Annotated in this window: 18 protein-coding genes; 11 read left to right on the top strand and 7 right to left on the bottom strand. The window is 63.4% G+C overall.

Going from position 1 to position 19,393, the window contains the following annotated elements:
- Positions 1-96 precede the first annotated feature (96 nt).
- The 11 genes from arcA (at position 97) to F6S12_RS23750 (ending at position 13,030) form a co-directional block, all read left to right on the top strand.
- Positions 97-1,353: an arginine deiminase gene (gene arcA, locus F6S12_RS23800; RefSeq protein ID WP_011062889.1), complete on the top strand. Its 1,257-nt coding sequence runs from the start codon at positions 97-99 to the stop codon at positions 1,351-1,353.
- Positions 1,354-1,437: 84 nt separating this feature from the next.
- Positions 1,438-2,448: an ornithine carbamoyltransferase gene (locus tag F6S12_RS23795; RefSeq protein ID WP_025126828.1), complete on the top strand. Its 1,011-nt coding sequence runs from the start codon at positions 1,438-1,440 to the stop codon at positions 2,446-2,448.
- A gap of 62 nt (positions 2,449-2,510) precedes the next feature.
- Complete coding sequence (gene arcC, locus F6S12_RS23790; protein WP_011062891.1) at positions 2,511-3,440, top strand: carbamate kinase; 930 nt, start codon at positions 2,511-2,513, stop codon at positions 3,438-3,440.
- Between the two features lie 72 nt (positions 3,441-3,512).
- Positions 3,513-3,872: a DUF5064 family protein gene (locus F6S12_RS23785; RefSeq protein WP_041119603.1), complete on the top strand. Its 360-nt coding sequence runs from the start codon at positions 3,513-3,515 to the stop codon at positions 3,870-3,872.
- A gap of 175 nt (positions 3,873-4,047) precedes the next feature.
- Positions 4,048-5,556: a sigma-54-dependent transcriptional regulator gene (locus tag F6S12_RS23780; RefSeq protein ID WP_011062893.1), complete on the top strand. Its 1,509-nt coding sequence runs from the start codon at positions 4,048-4,050 to the stop codon at positions 5,554-5,556.
- A gap of 313 nt (positions 5,557-5,869) precedes the next feature.
- Positions 5,870-6,253 carry a glycine cleavage system protein GcvH gene (gene gcvH, locus F6S12_RS23775; protein WP_011062894.1) on the top strand — a complete coding sequence of 128 codons (384 nt, stop codon included), beginning with the start codon at positions 5,870-5,872 and terminating at the stop codon, positions 6,251-6,253.
- Positions 6,254-6,262: 9 nt separating this feature from the next.
- A complete protein-coding gene (gcvP, locus tag F6S12_RS23770) occupies positions 6,263-9,118 on the top strand; it encodes an aminomethyl-transferring glycine dehydrogenase (protein WP_103289393.1) in 2,856 nt (951 codons plus the stop codon).
- Positions 9,119-9,299: 181 nt separating this feature from the next.
- Positions 9,300-10,676 carry an L-serine ammonia-lyase gene (locus tag F6S12_RS23765; protein WP_161466162.1) on the top strand — a complete coding sequence of 459 codons (1,377 nt, stop codon included), beginning with the start codon at positions 9,300-9,302 and terminating at the stop codon, positions 10,674-10,676.
- A gap of 39 nt (positions 10,677-10,715) precedes the next feature.
- Complete coding sequence (gene gcvT, locus F6S12_RS23760) at positions 10,716-11,840, top strand: glycine cleavage system aminomethyltransferase GcvT (protein ID WP_011062897.1); 1,125 nt, start codon at positions 10,716-10,718, stop codon at positions 11,838-11,840.
- A gap of 392 nt (positions 11,841-12,232) precedes the next feature.
- Positions 12,233-12,445, top strand: coding sequence for a cold-shock protein (locus F6S12_RS23755; RefSeq protein ID WP_007977299.1), 213 nt, complete (start codon positions 12,233-12,235; stop codon positions 12,443-12,445).
- A gap of 96 nt (positions 12,446-12,541) precedes the next feature.
- Positions 12,542-13,030 (top strand): RDD family protein, encoded by a 489-nt coding sequence (locus F6S12_RS23750; RefSeq protein ID WP_077934668.1) that lies wholly within the window; start codon positions 12,542-12,544, stop codon positions 13,028-13,030.
- Between the two features lie 65 nt (positions 13,031-13,095).
- On the opposite strand, the gene nadA is transcribed toward F6S12_RS23750, so the two are convergent.
- From nadA to F6S12_RS23715, 7 genes are all read right to left on the bottom strand, one after another.
- Positions 13,096-14,154, bottom strand: coding sequence for a quinolinate synthase NadA (gene nadA, locus F6S12_RS23745; RefSeq protein WP_077934669.1), 1,059 nt, complete (start codon positions 14,152-14,154; stop codon positions 13,096-13,098).
- Positions 14,155-14,327: 173 nt separating this feature from the next.
- Positions 14,328-15,698, bottom strand: coding sequence for an ATP-binding protein (locus F6S12_RS23740; RefSeq protein WP_161466163.1), 1,371 nt, complete (start codon positions 15,696-15,698; stop codon positions 14,328-14,330).
- Positions 15,674-16,339: a response regulator gene (locus tag F6S12_RS23735; RefSeq protein ID WP_019094554.1), complete on the bottom strand. Its 666-nt coding sequence runs from the start codon at positions 16,337-16,339 to the stop codon at positions 15,674-15,676. Before F6S12_RS23735 ends, F6S12_RS23740 begins: the two co-directional genes overlap by 25 nt.
- Positions 16,340-16,449: 110 nt before the next feature.
- On the bottom strand, positions 16,450-16,884 hold the full coding sequence (locus F6S12_RS23730) for a hypothetical protein (protein ID WP_041119609.1): 435 nt from the start codon (positions 16,882-16,884) through the stop codon (positions 16,450-16,452).
- A gap of 28 nt (positions 16,885-16,912) precedes the next feature.
- Positions 16,913-17,680 carry a hypothetical protein gene (locus F6S12_RS23725; RefSeq protein WP_315869378.1) on the bottom strand — a complete coding sequence of 256 codons (768 nt, stop codon included), beginning with the start codon at positions 17,678-17,680 and terminating at the stop codon, positions 16,913-16,915.
- Between the two features lie 99 nt (positions 17,681-17,779).
- Positions 17,780-18,415 (bottom strand): thioesterase domain-containing protein, encoded by a 636-nt coding sequence (locus tag F6S12_RS23720; protein ID WP_315869377.1) that lies wholly within the window; start codon positions 18,413-18,415, stop codon positions 17,780-17,782.
- On the bottom strand, positions 18,412-19,393 hold a 982-nt coding region (locus tag F6S12_RS23715), incomplete at its 5' end, for a hypothetical protein (RefSeq protein WP_315869376.1). The genes F6S12_RS23715 and F6S12_RS23720, both read right to left, overlap by 4 nt.

Below are 19,393 nucleotides of genomic sequence, written 5' to 3'. Positions count from 1 at the left end.
GGCGCCCTGGTTGCGGCCTACGGACTCTACGACGGCTTCCTGACCCTATAGCTCTAGCAACACCCCCGATTGTTTTGTCTCTGGAGGATCACAGTAATGACCACGGAAAAAGTTAAGTACGGCGTACATTCCGAAGCCGGCAAACTGCGCAAAGTCATGGTTTGTTCCCCAGGCCTGGCCCATCAGCGGCTGACCCCGAACAACTGCGATGAACTGCTGTTCGATGATGTGCTGTGGGTGGCCCAGGCCAAACGCGACCACTTCGACTTCGTCACCAAGATGCGTGAGCGGGATATCGATGTGCTGGAAATGCACAACCTGCTGACCGACATTGTCGCCATGCCCGAAGCCCTGGACTGGATTCTGGAACGCAAGATCACCGCCAACCAGGTCGGCCTGGGCCTGGTCAACGAAGTCGGTTCGTGGCTGCGCAGCCTGGAGCCGCGCAAGGTCGCCGAGTACCTGATCGGCGGTGTATCGGCCGATGACCTGCCCACCAGCTTCGGTGGCAAGACCATCGAGATGTTCCGCGACTTCCTCGGCCACTCCAGCTTCATCCTGCCGCCGCTGCCCAACACCCAGTTCACCCGCGACACCACCTGCTGGATCTACGGCGGCGTGACCCTGAACCCGATGTACTGGCCGGCGCGACGTCAGGAAACCCTGTTGACCACCGCCATCTACAAGTTCCACCCCGAGTTCACCAACGCCGACTTCCAGATCTGGTACGGCGACCCGGACCAGGAACACGGCAACGCCACCCTGGAAGGCGGCGACGTGATGCCGATCGGCAACGGCGTGGTCCTGATCGGCATGGGCGAGCGCTCCTCGCGTCAGGCCATCGGCCAACTGGCGCTGAACCTGTTCAAGCACAAGGCCGTGGAGCGCGTGATCGTCGCCGGCCTGCCGAAATCCCGCGCGGCGATGCACCTGGACACCGTGTTCAGCTTCTGCGACCGCGACCTGGTCACGGTCTTCCCGGAAGTGGTGAGCCAGATCGTCGCCTTCAGCCTGCGCCCTGACGAAAGCAAGCCGGGCGGCATCGATGTGCGCCGCGAGGAGACCAGCTTCCTCGACACCGTGGCCAAGGCCCTCAACCTCAAGGCCCTGCGCGTGGTGGAAACCGGTGGCAACGCCTTCGCCGCCGAGCGCGAGCAATGGGACGACGGCAACAACGTGGTGGCCGTGGAACCCGGCGTAGTCATCGGCTACGACCGCAACACCTACACCAACACCCTGCTGCGCAAGGCCGGGGTCGAGGTCATCACCATCAGCGCCGGCGAACTGGGCCGGGGCCGTGGCGGCGGCCACTGCATGACCTGCCCGATCATCCGCGACCCGATCGACTACTAAGCGACCCTATCCGACATAGCAGCTTGCCGTTGCCCCTACAAAGGGCCTCGGCAAGTGGACGACCGAAATCAAAGGAGATCCATCATGGCTTTCAACATCCACAACCGTAACCTGCTGAGCCTGGAACACCACACCCCACGTGAGCTGCGCTACCTGCTGGACCTGTCCCGCGACCTCAAGCGCGCCAAGTACACCGGCACCGAGCAGCAGCACCTCAAGGGCAACAACATCGCCCTGATCTTCGAAAAGACCTCGACCCGTACCCGTTGCGCCTTCGAAGTGGCGGCCTATGACCAGGGCGCCAACGTCACCTACATCGACCCCAACTCCTCGCAGATCGGCCACAAGGAAAGCATGAAGGACACCGCCCGAGTGCTGGGGCGCATGTACGACGCCATCGAGTACCGCGGCTTCAAGCAGGAAATCGTCGAAGAACTGGCGAAATTCGCCGGGGTTCCGGTGTTCAACGGCCTGACCGATGAATACCACCCGACCCAGATGATCGCCGACGTGCTGACCATGCGTGAACACGCCGACAAGCCGATCCACGAGATCAGCTACGCCTACCTGGGCGATGCGCGCAACAACATGGGCAACTCTCTGCTGCTGGTGGGCGCCAAACTCGGCATGGACGTGCGCATCTGCGCGCCCAAGGCCCTGTGGCCCCATGACGACCTGGTGCAGCGCTGCAAGAAATACGCAGAGGAAAGCGGTGCCCGCATCACCCTCACCGAGGATCCGAAAGCCGCGGTCAAGGGCGTGGACTTCATTCACACCGACGTCTGGGTCTCCATGGGCGAACCGGTGGAAGCCTGGGCCGAGCGTATCGAGCAACTGCTGCCCTACCAGGTCAACGCCCAGTTGATGAAAGCCACCGGCAACCCACGGACCAAGTTCATGCACTGCCTGCCGGCTTTCCACAACAGCGATACCAAGGTCGGCAAGCAGATCGCCGAGCAGTATCCGCACCTGGCCAACGGCATTGAAGTGACCGACGACGTGTTCGAGTCGCCCGCCTGCATCGCCTTCGAGCAAGCGGAAAACCGCATGCACACCATCAAGGCGATCCTGGTTTCGACCCTGGCCGACCTGTAATCCCCCTCCAGCACCGGCGCCGCCCAGGCGGCGCCGGCACCGGACTCTAGAAGGACTGCATTATGCGTATCGTCGTTGCACTGGGCGGTAACGCCCTGCTCCGCCGTGGTGAACCCATGACCGCGGACAACCAACGCGCCAACATCCGCATCGCCACCGAACAGATCGCCAAGATCCACCCCGGCAACCAACTGGTGATTGCCCACGGCAATGGCCCTCAGGTCGGCCTGCTGTCGTTGCAAGCGGCGGCCTACACCCAGGTTTCGCCCTACCCGCTGGACGTGCTAGGCGCCGAGACCGAAGGCATGATCGGCTACATCATCGAACAGGAACTGGGCAACCTGCTGGACTTCGAGGTGCCGTTCGCCACCTTGCTGACCCAGGTGGAAGTGGACGCCAAGGACCCGGCATTCAAGAACCCGACCAAGCCCATCGGCCCGGTCTACAGCAAGGAAGAAGCCGAGAAGCTGGCCAAGGAAAAAGGCTGGGCCATCGCCCCGGATGGCGACAAGTACCGCCGGGTAGTGGCCAGCCCGAAACCCAAGCGCATCTTCGAGATCCGTCCGATCAAGTGGCTGCTGGAAAAAAGCAGCATCGTGATCTGCGCCGGCGGTGGCGGCATCCCCACCATGTACGGCGAGGATGGCAAGCTCAAGGGCATCGAGGCCGTGATCGACAAGGACCTGTGCTCGGCGCTGTTGGCCGAGCAACTGGAAGCCGACCTGCTGGTGATCGCCACCGACGTCAACGCGGCGTTCATCGACTTCGGCAAACCGACCCAGAAGGCCATCGGCCAGGCCCACCCGGACGAAATCGAGAAGCTGGGCTTTGCCGCCGGCTCCATGGGGCCGAAGGTCCAGGCCGCCTGCGAATTTGCCCGGCACACTGGCAAAACCGCAGTGATCGGTTCACTCTCGGACATCGAAGCGATCGTCCAGGGCAAGGCCGGCACCCGCATCAGCACCGCGCAACCTGGCATCAGTTACCTGTAAGACGCTTGCAGTGAAAACTCGGGGCAGGCCCGGCGCCTGCCCTCATTTCAAAGCCCTGGAGGAGAGAAGCCTATGGCCATGTTTGAGCCCGGTCACCTGCATATCGAGCGCCATGCGCTGAACAAGGACGACTTCAGCTACAACCTGTGCATTGACTACGAAGTGGCCCACGACCCCAAGGAGGGCAAGGGCATGATGTTCACCCTGCACGGCACCATCGAAGACAAGTCCCTGAAGGAGCAGTTCTTCCTGGCCAAGGACCTGGCTTTCGACTTCGCCCGCCACGCCACCCGCCTCGCCCAGCAGCACGGCCTGCCCAAGAGCGCCAGCATTGCCTCGATGCACAAGTACTACGACGAAATGTTCGAGGACGTACGCAAGCAACTGGACGTCAAGCCCGGCGACCCGGTGAAACCCGAGCACCTTGCATAACCCCCCGATCCCCTGCTGGGGCCGACGTGCCGGCGAACTGACCACGGCCCTGCATCGCTGCCCGGCCCGCCTTCGCCGGCTAGCCGGCTCCTGCGGCATGCGTGACGATTTCGACTAAGCCCCTGCCCCAAGGCATACTGGCCACCCTCCGCTTTGCAGAACCGTCAGTCACCCCATGCGTATCCACGTCAGCTTCATCGACCGCGTCGGCATCACCCAGGAAGTCCTGGCCCTGTTGGGCGGGCGCAACCTCAACCTGGATGCGGTGGAAATGGTGCCGCCCAACGTCTATATCGATGCCCCGACCTTGAGCCCCCAGGTGCTGGAAGAACTGCGCGATGCGCTGTTCAACGTACGTGGCGTGCAGGCGGTGACGGTGGTGGACATCCTTCCCGGGCAACGCCGGCACCTGCAACTGGACGCCCTGCTGGCGGCCATGACCGATCCGGTGCTGGCCCTGGACAGTGCCGGCAAAGTGCTGCTGGCCAACCCGGCGCTGATCGCCCTGTATGGTCGCGAACCGGCCGGGGAAAGCGTCGCCGAGCTGTTTGCCGACCCCGCACTGCTGGAGGCCCTGCTGGAAAACGGCTTTCGCCTGCCGCTGCGGGAAATCACCGTCAATGGCCAGACCCTGCTGCTGGACGCCACTCCCATTACCGACGCCGGTGCCCTGCTGACCCTGTACCCGCCCAACCGCATCGGTGAACGGCTCTCGGCCCTGCATCACGACCACGCCGAAGGCTTCGATGCCCTGCTCGGCGAATCACCGGCGATCCGCACCCTCAAGGCCCGGGCGCAGCGGGTTGCAGCGCTGGACGCACCACTATTGATCCAGGGTGAAACCGGCACCGGCAAGGAACTGGTGGCCCGCGCCTGCCACGCCATCAGCGCCCGCCACGGCGCGCCGTTCCTGGCCCTGAACTGCGCGGCACTGCCGGAAAACCTGGCCGAGAGTGAATTGTTCGGCTATGCCCCCGGCGCCTTTACCGGCGCCCAGCGCGGCGGCAAGCCGGGGCTGATGGAGCTGGCCAACCAGGGCACGGTGTTCCTCGATGAAATCGGCGAGATGTCGCCCTACCTGCAGGCCAAGCTCCTGCGCTTTCTCAATGACGGCAGCTTTCGCCGGGTCGGTGGCGATCGCGAGATCAAGGTCAACGTGCGCATCCTCAGCGCCACCCATCGTGACCTGGAAAAAATGGTCAACGAAGGCACCTTCCGCGAAGACCTGTTCTATCGCCTCAACGTGCTGAACGTGGAAGTGCCACCGCTGCGCGAACGCGGCCAGGACATCCTGCTGCTGGCCCGCTACTTCATGCAGCAGGCCTGCGCGCAGATCCAGCGGCCGGTATGCCGGCTGACACCGGGGACCTACCCGGCGCTGCTGGGCAACCGCTGGCCGGGCAACGTGCGGCAATTGCAGAACGTGATCTTCCGTGCGGCGGCGATCTGCGAGAGCAACCTGGTGGACATCGGTGACCTGGACATTGCCGGCACCTCGGTAGCCCGCCAGAACGATGCCGAAGTGGCCAGCCTGGAACAGGCCGTGGAAGCCTTCGAGAAGGAGCTGCTGGAAAACCTCTACGTCAGTTACCCCTCGACCCGGCAACTGGCCAACCGCTTGCAGACCTCCCATACCGCGATTGCCCACCGCCTGCGCAAATACGGCATTCCCAGCAAGGCCTGAGCTTGCGCCTGCCGCTCTGAAAGCGACCTCCATCTGTACTGAAAGCGCTACAGTGGAACGATTTCGCTACAAAGCCTTGCAATCGCAGCCGTGCAAGGCTTTGATCCTCAAAGCCTTTTTTCCGCACCCCGTGCTGTAGCGTTTTCGCTACGGCCGTGAAATTCCATTCTCTACAAAAAACACTCAACCCCTTGATTTACAACGGCCAAATAAATATTGGCCGTGTTCTTGCTATGGACATTGCCATTCGGCTCGGCGCTGTCCGAGCATTCAATCGCGTCCACCAGACGAGTCTGGCCCCTGAGGAGTTTCCATGAGCGAGTTGCGTTTTACTGAAGATCACGAATGGCTGCGTACCGAAGCGGATGGCAGTGTCACCGTCGGCATTACGGCTTTCGCCCAGAACGCCCTGGGTGATGTGGTGTTTGTGCAACTGCCGGAGCTGCAGGGCTACGACAAGGGCGCCGAAGCCGCCACCGTGGAATCGGTGAAAGCCGCCAGCGGCGTGTACATGCCCCTGGACGGTGAAGTGGTCGCCACCAACCCGGCCCTGGAAGACAGCCCGGAACTGGTCAACGAAGACCCGCTGGGCGAAGGCTGGTTCTTCCGCTTCATCCCTGCCGATGCCGCTGCCGTTGGCCAATTGCTGGACCAGGACGCCTACGACCGCCTGATCAAAGCCAGCGCCGAAGCCTGAGGAGCCGCCATGACCGTCAACCTGAGCACCGCCAACGAATTCATCGCGCGCCACATCGGCCCGCGCCAGGGCGATGAGCAAGCCATGCTCAATAGCCTCGGCTTCGACTCCCTGGAAGCCCTGAGCGCCAGCGTGATTCCCGAGAGCATCAAGGGCACCAGCGTGCTGGAGCTGGGCCAGGGCCTGAGCGAAGCCCAGGCCCTGGCCTCGATCAAGGCCATCGCCGCCAGGAACCAGCTGTTCAAGACCTATATCGGCCAGGGCTACTACAACTGCCATACGCCGTCGCCGATCCTGCGCAACCTCCTGGAAAACCCCGCCTGGTACACCGCCTACACCCCGTACCAGCCGGAAATCTCCCAGGGTCGCCTGGAAGCCCTGTTGAATTTCCAGACCCTGATCAGCGACCTGAGCGGCCTGCCGATCGCCAACGCCTCGCTGCTGGACGAAGGCACCGCCGCCGCCGAAGCCATGACCTTCTGCAAGCGCCTGAGCAAGAACAAGGGCAGCCACGCCTTCTTCGCCTCGCAGCATTGCCACCCACAGACCCTCGATGTGCTGCGCACCCGTGCCGAGCCCCTGGGGATCAACGTGGTGGTGGGCGATGAGCGCAAGCTGACCGACGTCAGCCCGTTCTTCGGCGCCCTGCTGCAATACCCGGCAAGCAACGGTGACCTGTTCGACTACCGCGAGCTGACCGAGCGTTTCCACGCTGCCAACGCCCTGGTAGCCGTGGCCGCCGACCTGCTGGCCCTGACCCTGCTGACCCCGCCCGGGGAATTCGGCGCCGACGTGGCCATCGGCAGTGCCCAGCGCTTCGGCGTGCCCCTGGGCTTTGGTGGCCCGCATGCGGCCTACTTCGCCACCCGCGATGCCTTCAAGCGCGACATGCCCGGCCGCCTGGTGGGCGTCTCGGTGGACCGTTTCGGCAAGCCGGCCCTGCGCCTGGCCATGCAGACCCGCGAGCAGCATATCCGCCGCGAGAAGGCCACCAGCAACATCTGCACCGCCCAGGTCCTGCTGGCCAACATCGCCAGCATGTATGCCGTGTACCACGGTCCCAAGGGCCTGACCCAGATCGCCCAGCGCATTCACCAGCTGACCGCGATCCTGGCCAAGGGCCTGGTCCAGCTGGGCTTGACCGTGGAGCAGGAAAGCTTCTTCGATACCCTGAGCCTGCACACCGCTGGCCGCACCGCTGCGCTGCACGACAAGGCTCGCGCCCAGGGCATCAACCTACGGGTGATAGACGCCGAGCGCCTGGGCCTGTCCCTGGATGAAACCACCACTCAAGCCGACGTTGAAACCCTGTGGAGCCTGCTGGCCGACGGCAAGCCCGCACCCGACTTCGCGGCACTCGCGGCGGCGGTCACCAGCGCCATCCCCGCCGCTCTGGCACGCCAGTCAGCGATCCTCAGCCACCCGGTGTTCAACCGCTATCACTCGGAAACCGAGCTGATGCGCTACCTGCGCAAGCTGGCAGACAAGGACCTGGCCCTGGATCGCACCATGATCCCGCTGGGCTCCTGCACCATGAAGCTCAACGCCGCCAGCGAGATGATCCCCATCACCTGGGCCGAGTTCGGCGCGCTGCACCCTTTCGCTCCCGCCGAGCAAAGCGCCGGCTACCAGCAACTGACCACCGAACTTGAAGCGATGCTGTGCGCTGCCACCGGCTACGACGCGGTGTCGCTGCAGCCCAACGCCGGCTCCCAGGGCGAGTACGCCGGCCTGCTGGCCATTCGTGCCTATCACCAGAGCCGTGGCGACGAGCGCCGCGATATCTGCCTGATTCCCTCCTCGGCCCACGGCACCAACCCGGCCACTGCCAACATGGCCGGCATGCGCGTGGTGGTCACCGCCTGCGACGCCCGCGGCAACGTCGACATCGAGGACCTGCGGGCCAAGGCCATCGAGCACCGCGAGCACCTCGCCGCGCTGATGATCACCTACCCGTCGACCCACGGCGTGTTCGAAGAAGGCATCCGCGAAATCTGCGGCATCATTCACGACAACGGCGGCCAGGTGTACATCGACGGCGCCAACATGAACGCCATGGTCGGCCTCTGCGCCCCGGGCAAGTTCGGTGGCGACGTGTCCCACCTGAACCTGCACAAGACCTTCTGCATTCCCCATGGCGGTGGCGGCCCGGGCGTCGGCCCGATCGGCGTCAAGTCGCACCTGGCGCCCTTCCTGCCCGGCCATGCCGCGCTGGAAAACAAGAAAGGCGCGGTCTGTGCCGCTCCGTTCGGCAGCGCCAGCATCCTGCCGATCACCTGGATGTACATCAGCATGATGGGCGGCGCCGGCCTCAAGCGCGCCTCGCAGTTGGCGATCCTCAATGCCAACTACATCTCGCGCCGCCTGGAAGAGCACTACCCGGTGCTCTACACCGGCAGCAACGGCCTGGTGGCCCACGAATGCATCCTCGACCTGCGTCCTTTGAAAGACAGCAGCGGCATCAGCGTCGATGACGTGGCCAAGCGCCTGATCGATTTTGGCTTCCACGCGCCGACCATGTCCTTCCCGGTGGCCGGCACCCTGATGATCGAGCCCACCGAAAGCGAATCCAAGGAAGAACTGGACCGCTTCTGCGACGCCATGATCCGCATCCGCGAAGAAATCCGCGCAGTGGAAAACGGCGCCCTGGACAAGGACGACAACCCGCTGAAGAACGCTCCGCACACCGCGGCCGAACTGGTGGGCGAGTGGTCCCATCCATACAGCCGTGAACAGGCGGTGTACCCAGTGGCATCCCTGGTGGAAGGCAAGTACTGGCCGCCGGTTGGCCGGGTCGACAACGTGTTCGGCGACCGCAATCTGGTGTGCGCCTGCCCTTCGATCGAGAGCTACCAGGACGCGTAAGCCGTCCATCACTGGAGAGCCGTGCCCCTGCAGATACCGCGTATACCTGTAGGAGCCGGCTCGCCGGCGATGAGCGATAACGCATCAATCGGGTAGAGCAGCGGCTGCCTGTATCGCGGGCAAGCTAGCTCCTGCAAGTGCTTGCTTGCCGATCAATACAATAAGAAACCGGAGAACCAACATGTCCCTGAGCGTGTTCGACCTGTTCAAGATTGGCATCGGCCCCTCCAGCTCCCATACCGTCGGCCCGATGCGCGCCGCCGCGCGTTTTGTCGAAGGCCTGCGTCGCGATCAACTGCTGGCCAGCACCACCTGCGTCAAGGTCGAGCTGTACGGCTCGCTGGGCGCCACCGGTAAAGGCCACGGCAGCGACAAGGCGGTGCTGCTGGGCCTGGAAGGCGAGCACCCGGACACCGTGAATACCGAAAACATCGCCGCGCGCCTGCAGGAAATACGCAGCAGCGCGCGCCTCAACCTGCTCGGCGAACACAGCATTGCGTTCAACGAGAAAGAACACCTGGCAATGATCCGCAAACCTCTGGCCTATCACCCCAACGGCATGATCTTTCGCGCCTTCGATAGCGCCGGCCTGCAGATCCGTAGCCGTGAGTACTACTCGGTCGGTGGCGGTTTCGTTGTCGACGAAGACGCCGCAGGTGCCGACCGTATCGTCGAAGACACCACTCGCCTGACCTTCCCCTTCAGGAACGCCAAGGAACTGCTGCAACACTGCAGCACCTACGGCTTGTCCATCAGCCAGGTGATGCTGACCAATGAAAGCGCCTGGCGCCCGGAAGCGGAAACCCGCGCTGGACTGCTGAAGATCTGGCAGGTGATGCAGGACTGCGTGGACGCTGGCTGTCGCAACGAAGGGATTCTGCCCGGCGGACTCAAGGTCAAGCGCCGCGCCGCGGCCCTGCACAGCCAGTTGTGCAAGCACCCGGAAGCGGCGCTGCGCGATGCCCTGTCGGTGCTGGACTGGGTCAACCTCTATGCCCTGGCGGTGAATGAAGAAAACGCCAACGGCGGACGGGTGGTCACAGCCCCCACCAATGGCGCGGCCGGAATCATTCCGGCGGTGCTGCACTACTACATGCGCTTCATTCCCGGGGCCAACGAAGACGGGGTGGTGCGTTTTCTCCTCACCGCCGCAGCCATCGGCATCCTCTACAAGGAAAACGCCTCGATCTCCGGCGCCGAAGTCGGCTGCCAGGGTGAAGTGGGCGTGGCCTGCTCGATGGCGGCCGGGGCCTTGTGCGAGGTCCTCGGCGGCAGCGTGCAGCAAGTGGAGAACGCCGCGGAAATCGGCATGGAACACAACCTCGGGCTGACCTGTGACCCCATTGGCGGGTTGGTGCAGGTGCCCTGCATCGAGCGCAACGCCATGGGCTCGGTCAAGGCCATCAATGCGGTGCGCATGGCCCTGCGTGGCGACGGGCAGCACTTCGTCTCCCTCGACAAGGTCATCCGCACCATGCGCCAGACCGGCGCCGACATGAAAAGCAAATACAAGGAAACCGCCCGTGGCGGTCTGGCCGTGAACATTATCGAGTGCTGATACGCAGCCTGTATCCGCACGTTTTTTCAGGAGTTGCCCATGTCCACCGAAACACTGTTGAAAACCCCGCTGCACAGCCTGCACCTGGAACTCGGCGCCCGCATGGTGCCGTTCGCCGGCTACGACATGCCGGTGCAGTACCCGCTGGGAGTGATGAAGGAGCACCAGCACACCCGTGAACAGGCCGGGCTGTTCGATGTGTCCCACATGGGGCAGATCCTGCTGCGCGGCGCCAATGCCGCCCAGGCCCTGGAGACCCTGGTGCCGGTGGATATCATCGATTTGCCGGTGGGCATGCAGCGCTACGCCATGTTCACCAACGAACAGGGCGGCATCCTTGATGACCTGATGGTGGCCAACCTGGGGGACGAACAGCTGTTCCTGGTAGTCAACGCCGCCTGCAAGGACCAGGACCTGGCCCACCTGCGCCGCCACCTGGGCGAGCAATGCGACATTCAACCGCTGTTCGAGGAACGGGCCCTGCTGGCCCTGCAAGGCCCTGCTGCGGTCACGGTGCTGGCGCGCCTGGCGCCGGAGGTGGCGCAGATGACCTTCATGCAGTTCAAGCCGGTGACCCTGCTGGGCGTAGACTGCTTTGTCAGCCGTTCGGGCTACACCGGCGAAGACGGTTTCGAAATCTCGGTGCCGGCGGCCCAGGCGGAAAAACTCGCCCGTGCCCTGCTGGCCGAGCCGGAAGTAGCGGCCATCGGCCTCGGCGCCCGCGACTCCCTGCGCCTGGAAGCCGGCCTGTGCCTCTATGGCCATGACATGAACAGCGACACCACGCCGATCCAGGCCAGCCTGCTGTGGGCCATCTCCAAGGCACGTCGTGCCGATGGCGCCCGCGCCGGCGGCTTCCCCGGTGCCGAGGTGATCTTTGCCCAACAGCAAGGCGGTGTCAGCCGCAAACGCGTCGGCCTGCTGCCCCAGGAACGCACACCGGTACGTGAAGGTGCAGAGATCGTCGACGCCCAAGGCAAGGTTATCGGCAGCGTGTGCAGCGGCGGTTTTGGTCCGACCCTGGGCGGCCCCTTGGCCATGGGCTACCTCGACATAGAGCACTGCGCACTCGATACGCCAGTTGCAGCAATAGTTCGTGGGAAAAAGGTGCCAATGCTTGTAAGCAAAATGCCATTCGTGCCACAACGCTACTACCGCGGCTGAGGGACTGTTTCTATAAGTAACGCGGTTGCGTTAAAAGTGCACTAATCTGTAACGCAACCGCCATAAAACAGTGCATATTTTCGATACTGAACTTCACTTATAACGCCCGAAAACAATTGAACAACTCTATCGAATAAGCCCCGTACGCTAGTTCCGCCAAACCTCGGCAAGCTGAGTAAAACCGGGGCTTCGCGGGGCTTGTTTTTTCTCCCATAGTTGGCGTAGAGTTTCCCCACTGTGTTTGCATGGGTCGCTTGGAATCGTGACCTGGGCAGTAGCTAACAAGTTTGCTACAACCCGTTCGACGTCTCTTACTTTCCTGCAACCCAGCCCAGTACTCTTTCATGAGAAAGAGACTGTCATTAATTTTTTAGCGTCAAAGGAAATAAGAAATGTCCCAACGTCAGAGCGGTACCGTCAAGTGGTTTAACGACGAGAAAGGTTTTGGTTTTATCACTCCAGAAAGCGGTCCGGATCTGTTCGTACACTTCCGCGCCATTCAGGGCAACGGCTTCAAGAGCCTGAAAGAAGGCCAAAAAGTGACCTTCATCGCTGTGCAAGGCCAGAAAGGCATGCAGGCTGACGAAGTACAAGCAGAAGCTTAATCGTCTGTAACGAAAAAGCCCCTGATGCTGACATCAGGGGCTTTTTTGTGCGCGCAATTCCGTAAAATGGCTTCTTTTTTCAGTCGAGAGCCTGTCATGTCGAAACATCTGCTAAGCCCCCAAGGCGAATTCCCCGCCGCCGGCCTGGGTCGTCGCCTGGCAGCGATGTTCTATGATTTTCTACTCTGCGTCGCCCTGCTGATTGTCACGGGTGGCATCTACAAGCTGATCCAGATGCAGATCATCGGCGAGGCGCGGATGCGTACCCTGACCGAATCCGGCGCCCTGGACGGTGACCCGTTGTACTCCACGGTGCTGCTGTTCGTACTGTTCGGTTTCTTCGCCAAGTTCTGGACCCATTCCGGCCAGACCCTGGGCATGCAGGTCTGGGGTATCCGGGTGCAGAACGCCGACGGCAGCCGTATCAGCCTGTGGCAGGCGCTGTTGCGCTTCATGGTGTCGATCGCGTCCTGGCTGTGTGCCGGCCTGGGCTTCTTCTGGGTGCTGGTGGACAAGCAGAAACGCAGTTGGCACGACATCTACTCCAACAGCCAACTGGTGCGCATTCCCAAGCAGAAGAAGTAAGCCCGCCGCCTACAAAAACGCCCCGACAGATCGGGGCGTTTTTTTTAAGCGAGCAGAAGAACCGATCAGGCGTTGCCCGCCAGTTTCATCCGCGCGGCCTGGGTGAAATCCAGCATGCGCTTCAGAGGGCGGAGCGCATTGGGGATCAGCGCCGGGTCGACGCTGATCTCGTTGCTGCCATCCTTCAGGCACTGCAGGGTACGCTCCAGGGTATTCATGGCCATCCACGGGCAATGGGCACAACTGCGGCACGCCGCACCATTGCCGGCCGTCGGCGCCTCGATGAACACCTTGTCCGGGCACAGCTGCTGCATCTTGTAGAAGATGCCGCGGTCGGTGGCGACGATGAAGGTCTTGTTCGGCAGGCGCTGCGCGGCAGCAATCAGCTGACTGGTGGAGCCCACCGCATCGGCCAGTTCGATCACCGAGCTGGGGGACTCCGGGTGCACCAGAATGGCCGCATCCGGATACAGCACCTTCATGTCTTCCAGCTGCTTGGACTTGAACTCCTCGTGAACGATGCAGGCACCGTCCCAGAGCAGCATGTCGGCACCGGTCTGGCGCTGGATGTAGGTGCCCAGGTGCTTGTCGGGGCCCCAGATGATCTTCTCGCCGTTATCCATCAGGCTTTCGACGATTTCCAGGGCGCAACTGGACGTCACCACCCAGTCGGCACGGGCTTTGACCGCCGCCGACGTGTTGGCATAGACCACCACGGTGCGCTCGGGATGCTGATCGCAGAAGGCCGAGAACTCCTCCACCGGGCAGCCAAGGTCAAGGGAGCAGGTGGCTTCCAGGGTCGGCATCAACACCCGTTTTTCAGGGTTGAGAATCTTCGCCGTCTCACCCATGAAGCGGACCCCGGCAACCAGCACGGTCTTGGCCGGATGGGCATTGCCGAAGCGGGCCATTTCCAGGGAGTCGGACACGCAGCCACCGGTTTCTTCGGCCAGGGCCTGAATCACCGGATCACAGTAGAAGTGTGCAACCAGCACCGCATCCTGAGCCTTGAGCTCGGCAGCGATGGCGGCACGCAGATGGGCCTCTTGCGCAGCGCTCAAGGGTTTGGGCTGCTTGGCGTCGAGGTGGGCTTGAACCAGAAGGCGTTCAGAAATTTGCGTCATGTTCGCAAGACCTGCAGGCGCTTGAGGCGCGAAAGTCGAGTATACCACCGGCTCCGGACCGCTTAAGGCCCCGCCGGGAGAGTGAGTTCATCAGGTACGGACAACATTGGAGCCGCGCAAGGCTACAGAATATCCAGGGTATTCAAAAGCCTATTCTGCCCAACAGCCGCGCCCTACCCTGCCGGCGGCACCTGCACCCGGGCAAAAGCCACCGTCACACACAACCCGCGTTTGGCCCGTTGGTCGGAGTAATCCAGCCAGACCCGGCCGGCATGCCGATCGGCAATGGCCTTGACGATGGCGAGCCCCAACCCGGAGCCCACTTCATCGCTGCCCAGCCCGCGATGGAAAGGGTCGAACACGCGCTCGCGCTCAGCCACGGCAATACCCGGCCCCGAGTCGCTGAACTGCAGCAGGATCTCGTCCTGCACCTGGGCCACTGACAGGTCTACCCGCCCACCTTGCGGGGTATAGCGGATGGCGTTGTCCACCAGGTTCTTCACCAGGGTCAGCAGGTCCTCCTGGCTGATCAGCACCTGCCTGTCCGGCCCACCTTCCAGGCCGATGTCGATCGCCTTGTCCTCCGCCAGGGGCAGCAGGTCCTCCAGCACCCGGCGGTACACCCCGTGCACCGAGACCGTCTCAACCCGGCCATTGATGGCCGATTGTGCAGACGCCAGCCCGAGCAATTGATCGATCAGCTTCCTGCCGCGCTCGATCCCCCGGCGCAACAGTTGCAGGCGCTCCCGAGCCAGGCTGGGCATCTCCACCGATGCCAGGCGCTCGGCCTGCAGGGACAAGGCCGTCAGCGGCGAGCGCAATTCATGGGCGGCATCCGCCACGAAACGCCGCTGCGTCGTCATGGACTGAGTCACCCGTAGCAACAGGCGATTGATGGCCCGCACGAAAGGCCGCACCTCGGTCGGCAGATGGCGCTCGTCGATCGGGTGCAATTCCTGCTCGTCACGCAGATCGATCTCGGCCGCCAACTGCTCGATGGGACGAAACAGTTTGCGCACCAGATCGGCAATCACCAGCAACAGCACGGGAAACAGGATCAGGAAGGGCAACAGTCCACGCCAGGCGCTTTCCCGCGCATCCCTGTCACGAGCGCCGGTTTCCTGGGCCACGGCAATCCGCAGGCCGGCGCTGGTGGTCTTGACCAGCACCCGAAACGGCTCGCCGCCCACCGTCAGGGTCGACAGACCGTCCGCCAGGGTGGTGGGCAGCGGCAGGGGGATTTCGGCATCACTGTCCGCCGCCGCCCTGGCGCCATCGGCCAGGTATTGAACGACCACCCTGGATTCCTCGTTATCGTCGGCGACGACCTGCCCCGGCGGCGGGTAGGCCAGGGTCATGTGCTGGCGCTCGAACAGCGCGGCCACCTGGCGCAGGGTGTTGTCCTGCATCTCCAGGGCCTCGTCGAAGGCCGAGACATAAGCAAAGACTCCGGCCAGCAGCGCAACGATCAGCACCGCCACTGACAGGGCAATGGACAGCCTGAGCTGGACCGATTCGCTCAGACGTCTTTTGAAACCATCCATCCCATCCCCCTGACGTTCTTGATCACCTGGCTTCCCAACTTGCGGCGCAAGGCATGGATCAGGAACTCCACCGCATTGCTTTCCACCTCCTCGCCCCAGCCGTAGATGCGGTCTTCCAGCTCACTACGGGAAAGAATCGCCCCCGGGCGGATCAACAGCGCCTGCAACAAGGCGAATTCGCGGTTCGACAGCTGCACCGCAGGCTGCTCGAACGAGCTTGCCTGTTTCGATACCGGGTCCAGCGAAACCACACCATTGCCCAGCAGCGGTGCCGCGCTACCACCTTTGCGACGCATGACCGCACGCATTCGCGCCAGCAGCTCGGCCATGGCGAAGGGCTTGAGCAGGTAGTCGTCCGCGCCGCCGTCCAGGCCTCGCAGCCGGTCATCGAGGCTGTCACGAGCGGTAATGATCAACAGCGGCACCGGGTTGTTACGGCGGCGAATACTGTCGAGCACCTGTAACCCGTCCTTGCCGGGCAGGCCGAGGTCTAGCAGCACCTGGTCGTAATGCTGGCTGTCCAGGGCAGCCAGGGCGGTCACCCCATCGCTGACCCAGTCGGCGGCGTAGCCTGCATCCTTGAGGGCGCCCTGTATCGCCTCGGCGATCATCCCGTCGTCCTCCACCAGCAAGATCCGCATAGGGCCTCCGTAGTGAAACAGGCCCGGCCTGCGCTTGAGGAAGGCCGGGCTCGGGTCGAGTCCCCCCAAGGGTAATCACTCGCCTGCCGGTCTGCTGGAAAAGATGAGGGTCAGGCCTTGCCTTGCAAGCGACTGAACGTTGCCAGCAGATCGTCCATCGCCGACTTGCACTCGGCCTGTTGCGGGGTGCCGGCGCGCAGGGCGTCCAGTGCGCGGTCGATGCCCTTGTCCAACACATGCCAGTCACCGGCGGCACGGGGCTTCAAGCCGGCTTCGGCGGAGTCCCAGGCAACTTCCAGATCCTTGATCCGGCGCTTCGCCCCCGCCAGGTCCTGCTTGTCCACCAAGCCGGCCACATCACGGGCAATGGCCTGGAACTCGGCCAGGTCGCCCAGCCTGGAGGCCGTGGCCGCGGTAGCCTGGGCTGAAGCGGCAGTGCCGGGCTTGGGCGCATCGGCAGGCTTGGAACACCCCGCGGCCAGTCCCAGCAGGGCAATCATGGAAAGAGTCGTGGTGTAGCGAATGGCAGAGCGGATAAAGGCCATGATGAGTCCTTGAGTGAGGGTCGGATAATCAGTGGGAAAGGCGCTGACGGTTGTTGACGTTGAGCTGCGCGACGGTCACCAGCAAAAGAATCACGCAGAGGAAGATTACGCTGGTCCAGGTGGCGCCCAGGCCCAGGCCACCGTAGGTCTTGGCTTGTGTCAGCAGGTCGCCGAGGGCGGCGCCAAACGGTCGGGTGAGGATGTAGGCGATCCAGAAGGTCAGCACCGCATTGCCCCCCAGGCGCCAGGCCACCAGGGTCACGGCAATCAGTGCGGCAAAGATCAGCGCTCCCAGGGTAAAGCCGAGCCCCAGCGCCTCGGTGGCCAGGTCCCCGGCAGCAGTTCCCAGGGCGAAGGTGCAGAGCACGGTGGCCCAGTAGAACAGCTCGCGTCGCGGGGTAACGATCTGGCGGATCGACAGATTGCGCTCAACGGCGTACCAGACAGCGAAATTGACCGCCAGCAAACCTGCAAACACTGCGGTGCTGAGGTACAGGCTGATGCCCAGCTGATCGGTGAGCACATCGGTGATCTGGGTCCCGACAATGCTCACCAGGACCACGCTCAGCCAGTAGATCCACGGTGTGTAGGCCCGGCTGCGGAACTGCGCGAACAGCGCCAGCCCCAGCAACAGGGCCATGCCGATGCTGGTCACGCCCTGCCCCAGGCCGGCGTCGACGGCCAGGTAGTCGGCGCAGGTTTCGCCCACGGTGGTGGACATGATCTTGATGATCCAGAAGGACAGCGTCACCTCCGGAACCTTGTTCAGCCAATCGGTCTTGCTCAGCGGCTTCATCGGGTGCCTCTCCATAACGGCGCGTGTATTGGCGCGAGGCAGAGGCTACGAGGGAAAACTTAGCTGGAACTGAGGGCACCCCGAACGGGCCGGCTTCGATCACCAAGCAATGCGCTGCAAGGCCCCAGGGGCCAGCAGCCAGGTGAGCACATCGGGGCTATTGATCACCGAGCCATGGTGGCGCTGCTCGTCCCGCCAGTAGCGATTGTCCTGGGCCGGATCGAGCCCCAGGCCCGGGACCAGCCCCTCGGCACTGCGCCCGGCGGACAACAGCACATCCACCGCGCGCCCCTTCAGCGGCACCGCCTGCCATTGGGACAGCAGCAGGATATTGCCGTGCACGCACTCGCGATTGACCAACTGCGCGTCCACCAGGTCATCGACGTAGGCATACTGCGGATCGGCCGCCAAACGCCGGGCAATGGCGTCAGGGGCCAACCCTCGAAGCTCGGCCAGCAGCGGCGGGTCCACCAACAGCAGCGGCCTGGCGGGTGCCGGGCTGCGGGCTACGCAACAGGCCGCCACATAAGCGCCGAAGGAGTAACCGAGCACTGCGTCCAGGGTCGTCAGCTCATGCTCTTGGGCAATCTGCCGGGCCAGGTCTTCGACACTGGAATAGGGCCAGTAGTCGCTGTAGTTGACCTGCACCAGCGACACCCGCCCCTTGAGTGCCCGGCCCAGGGCGGAAAAACAGATTGGATGGCCGACGAAGTCGGGAAAGCAGATCAGTTTCATTGACGTTGCCCCGCCGCGACAAAGGATTCGAGAAATGCCCTGGCCTGCGGCTCGGGCAGATAGCTGTTGAGCAGCACTTCGCAGCCCAGCGCCGACTTGACCACCGTCAGGTCGAGCAGGGTCTTGGGCCACTCGCTAACCGGGTTGGCAATCCGCGTTTGCAACCACCGGGCGTCACTGGCCGGCAGCTCGACGAAATTGCACAGGAACGCCGGAGCAAAGCCGTACAGGCCCAGGGCCGCGAGTATTTCCTCGTAGCCCAAGGCCGCCCGGGCCAGCTTGGCATTCAGGTAATCCATGCAGGCCTGTGGCTCGCAGCCTTCGGCGAAGCGCCCGGGAGCCAGGGGCACGGGCACCGTGTAACTGGAGAATCCGCTGATCACCGAACGCTCAGCCCAGGCGAACAATAGATTGACGATCGGCGCCTCTATCCCCAAGCCTTCGGCACAGCCCTGGCGAAACGCCTGCAACAGGTGGAACAGACGCTGCGGCGAGGCCAGCTTCATCGGGTCCATGGCCAGTGCCGCCCGCAACTGCAGCGCCTGGGCAGTGGCCGCCGGCGCCGGGACATCGGCCAGCGGCGCGTACTCCTCGGCCTCTTGCTCCCAGGCCTCGGTGCCGGCATCTGCCAGACGCTCATATTCCTCGGCCTGCATCAGGTTATTGCCGACAAAGGAAAAATCCGCCACCGGCGGCGACTGCACACCCAGCGCCAACTGTTCCACGCTGCGCAGCAGGCTCAACTGGCCGACATGGTTGCCAAGAATGTGGTGCAGCCACAGCCCCAGGTGCAAGGTGCCGTCGATGCGCACCTTGAACAGGCTGCACAGGTCCTGCTCGAACAGTGACAGCGGCCGCTCAAGGAAATGCTCCACGCAGGCCTGCTGGCTGGGAAACTCCGCCACAGGCTCCAGCCACAGGCGCGCCGGCGGCTCGGGGGCCAGATCAAGACAGTACTCGCCCTCGACCCGCGCCACC

The organism is Pseudomonas sp. JV245A, assembly GCF_032424515.1.
Taxonomy (GTDB): Bacteria; Pseudomonadota; Gammaproteobacteria; order Pseudomonadales; family Pseudomonadaceae; genus Aquipseudomonas; species Aquipseudomonas protegens.
This window is presented reverse-complemented; position numbering and strand designations above follow the sequence as displayed.

Coding starts and splice junctions, on each gene's coding strand:
- gcvT (WP_011062897.1), top strand. CDS start 10,716: ATGTCCACCGAAACACTGTTGAAAACCCCGCTGCACAGCCTGCACCTG.
- F6S12_RS23720 (WP_315869377.1), bottom strand. CDS start 18,415: ATGAAACTGATCTGCTTTCCCGACTTCGTCGGCCATCCAATCTGTTTT.
- F6S12_RS23795 (WP_025126828.1), top strand. CDS start 1,438: ATGGCTTTCAACATCCACAACCGTAACCTGCTGAGCCTGGAACACCAC.
- F6S12_RS23730 (WP_041119609.1), bottom strand. CDS start 16,884: ATGGCCTTTATCCGCTCTGCCATTCGCTACACCACGACTCTTTCCATG.
- F6S12_RS23735 (WP_019094554.1), bottom strand. CDS start 16,339: ATGCGGATCTTGCTGGTGGAGGACGACGGGATGATCGCCGAGGCGATA.
- F6S12_RS23725 (WP_315869378.1), bottom strand. CDS start 17,680: ATGAAGCCGCTGAGCAAGACCGATTGGCTGAACAAGGTTCCGGAGGTG.
- F6S12_RS23765 (WP_161466162.1), top strand. CDS start 9,300: ATGTCCCTGAGCGTGTTCGACCTGTTCAAGATTGGCATCGGCCCCTCC.
- F6S12_RS23785 (WP_041119603.1), top strand. CDS start 3,513: ATGGCCATGTTTGAGCCCGGTCACCTGCATATCGAGCGCCATGCGCTG.
- F6S12_RS23780 (WP_011062893.1), top strand. CDS start 4,048: ATGCGTATCCACGTCAGCTTCATCGACCGCGTCGGCATCACCCAGGAA.
- gcvP (WP_103289393.1), top strand. CDS start 6,263: ATGACCGTCAACCTGAGCACCGCCAACGAATTCATCGCGCGCCACATC.
- F6S12_RS23755 (WP_007977299.1), top strand. CDS start 12,233: ATGTCCCAACGTCAGAGCGGTACCGTCAAGTGGTTTAACGACGAGAAA.
- nadA (WP_077934669.1), bottom strand. CDS start 14,154: ATGACGCAAATTTCTGAACGCCTTCTGGTTCAAGCCCACCTCGACGCC.
- arcC (WP_011062891.1), top strand. CDS start 2,511: ATGCGTATCGTCGTTGCACTGGGCGGTAACGCCCTGCTCCGCCGTGGT.
- gcvH (WP_011062894.1), top strand. CDS start 5,870: ATGAGCGAGTTGCGTTTTACTGAAGATCACGAATGGCTGCGTACCGAA.
- F6S12_RS23740 (WP_161466163.1), bottom strand. CDS start 15,698: ATGGATGGTTTCAAAAGACGTCTGAGCGAATCGGTCCAGCTCAGGCTG.
- arcA (WP_011062889.1), top strand. CDS start 97: ATGACCACGGAAAAAGTTAAGTACGGCGTACATTCCGAAGCCGGCAAA.
- F6S12_RS23750 (WP_077934668.1), top strand. CDS start 12,542: ATGTCGAAACATCTGCTAAGCCCCCAAGGCGAATTCCCCGCCGCCGGC.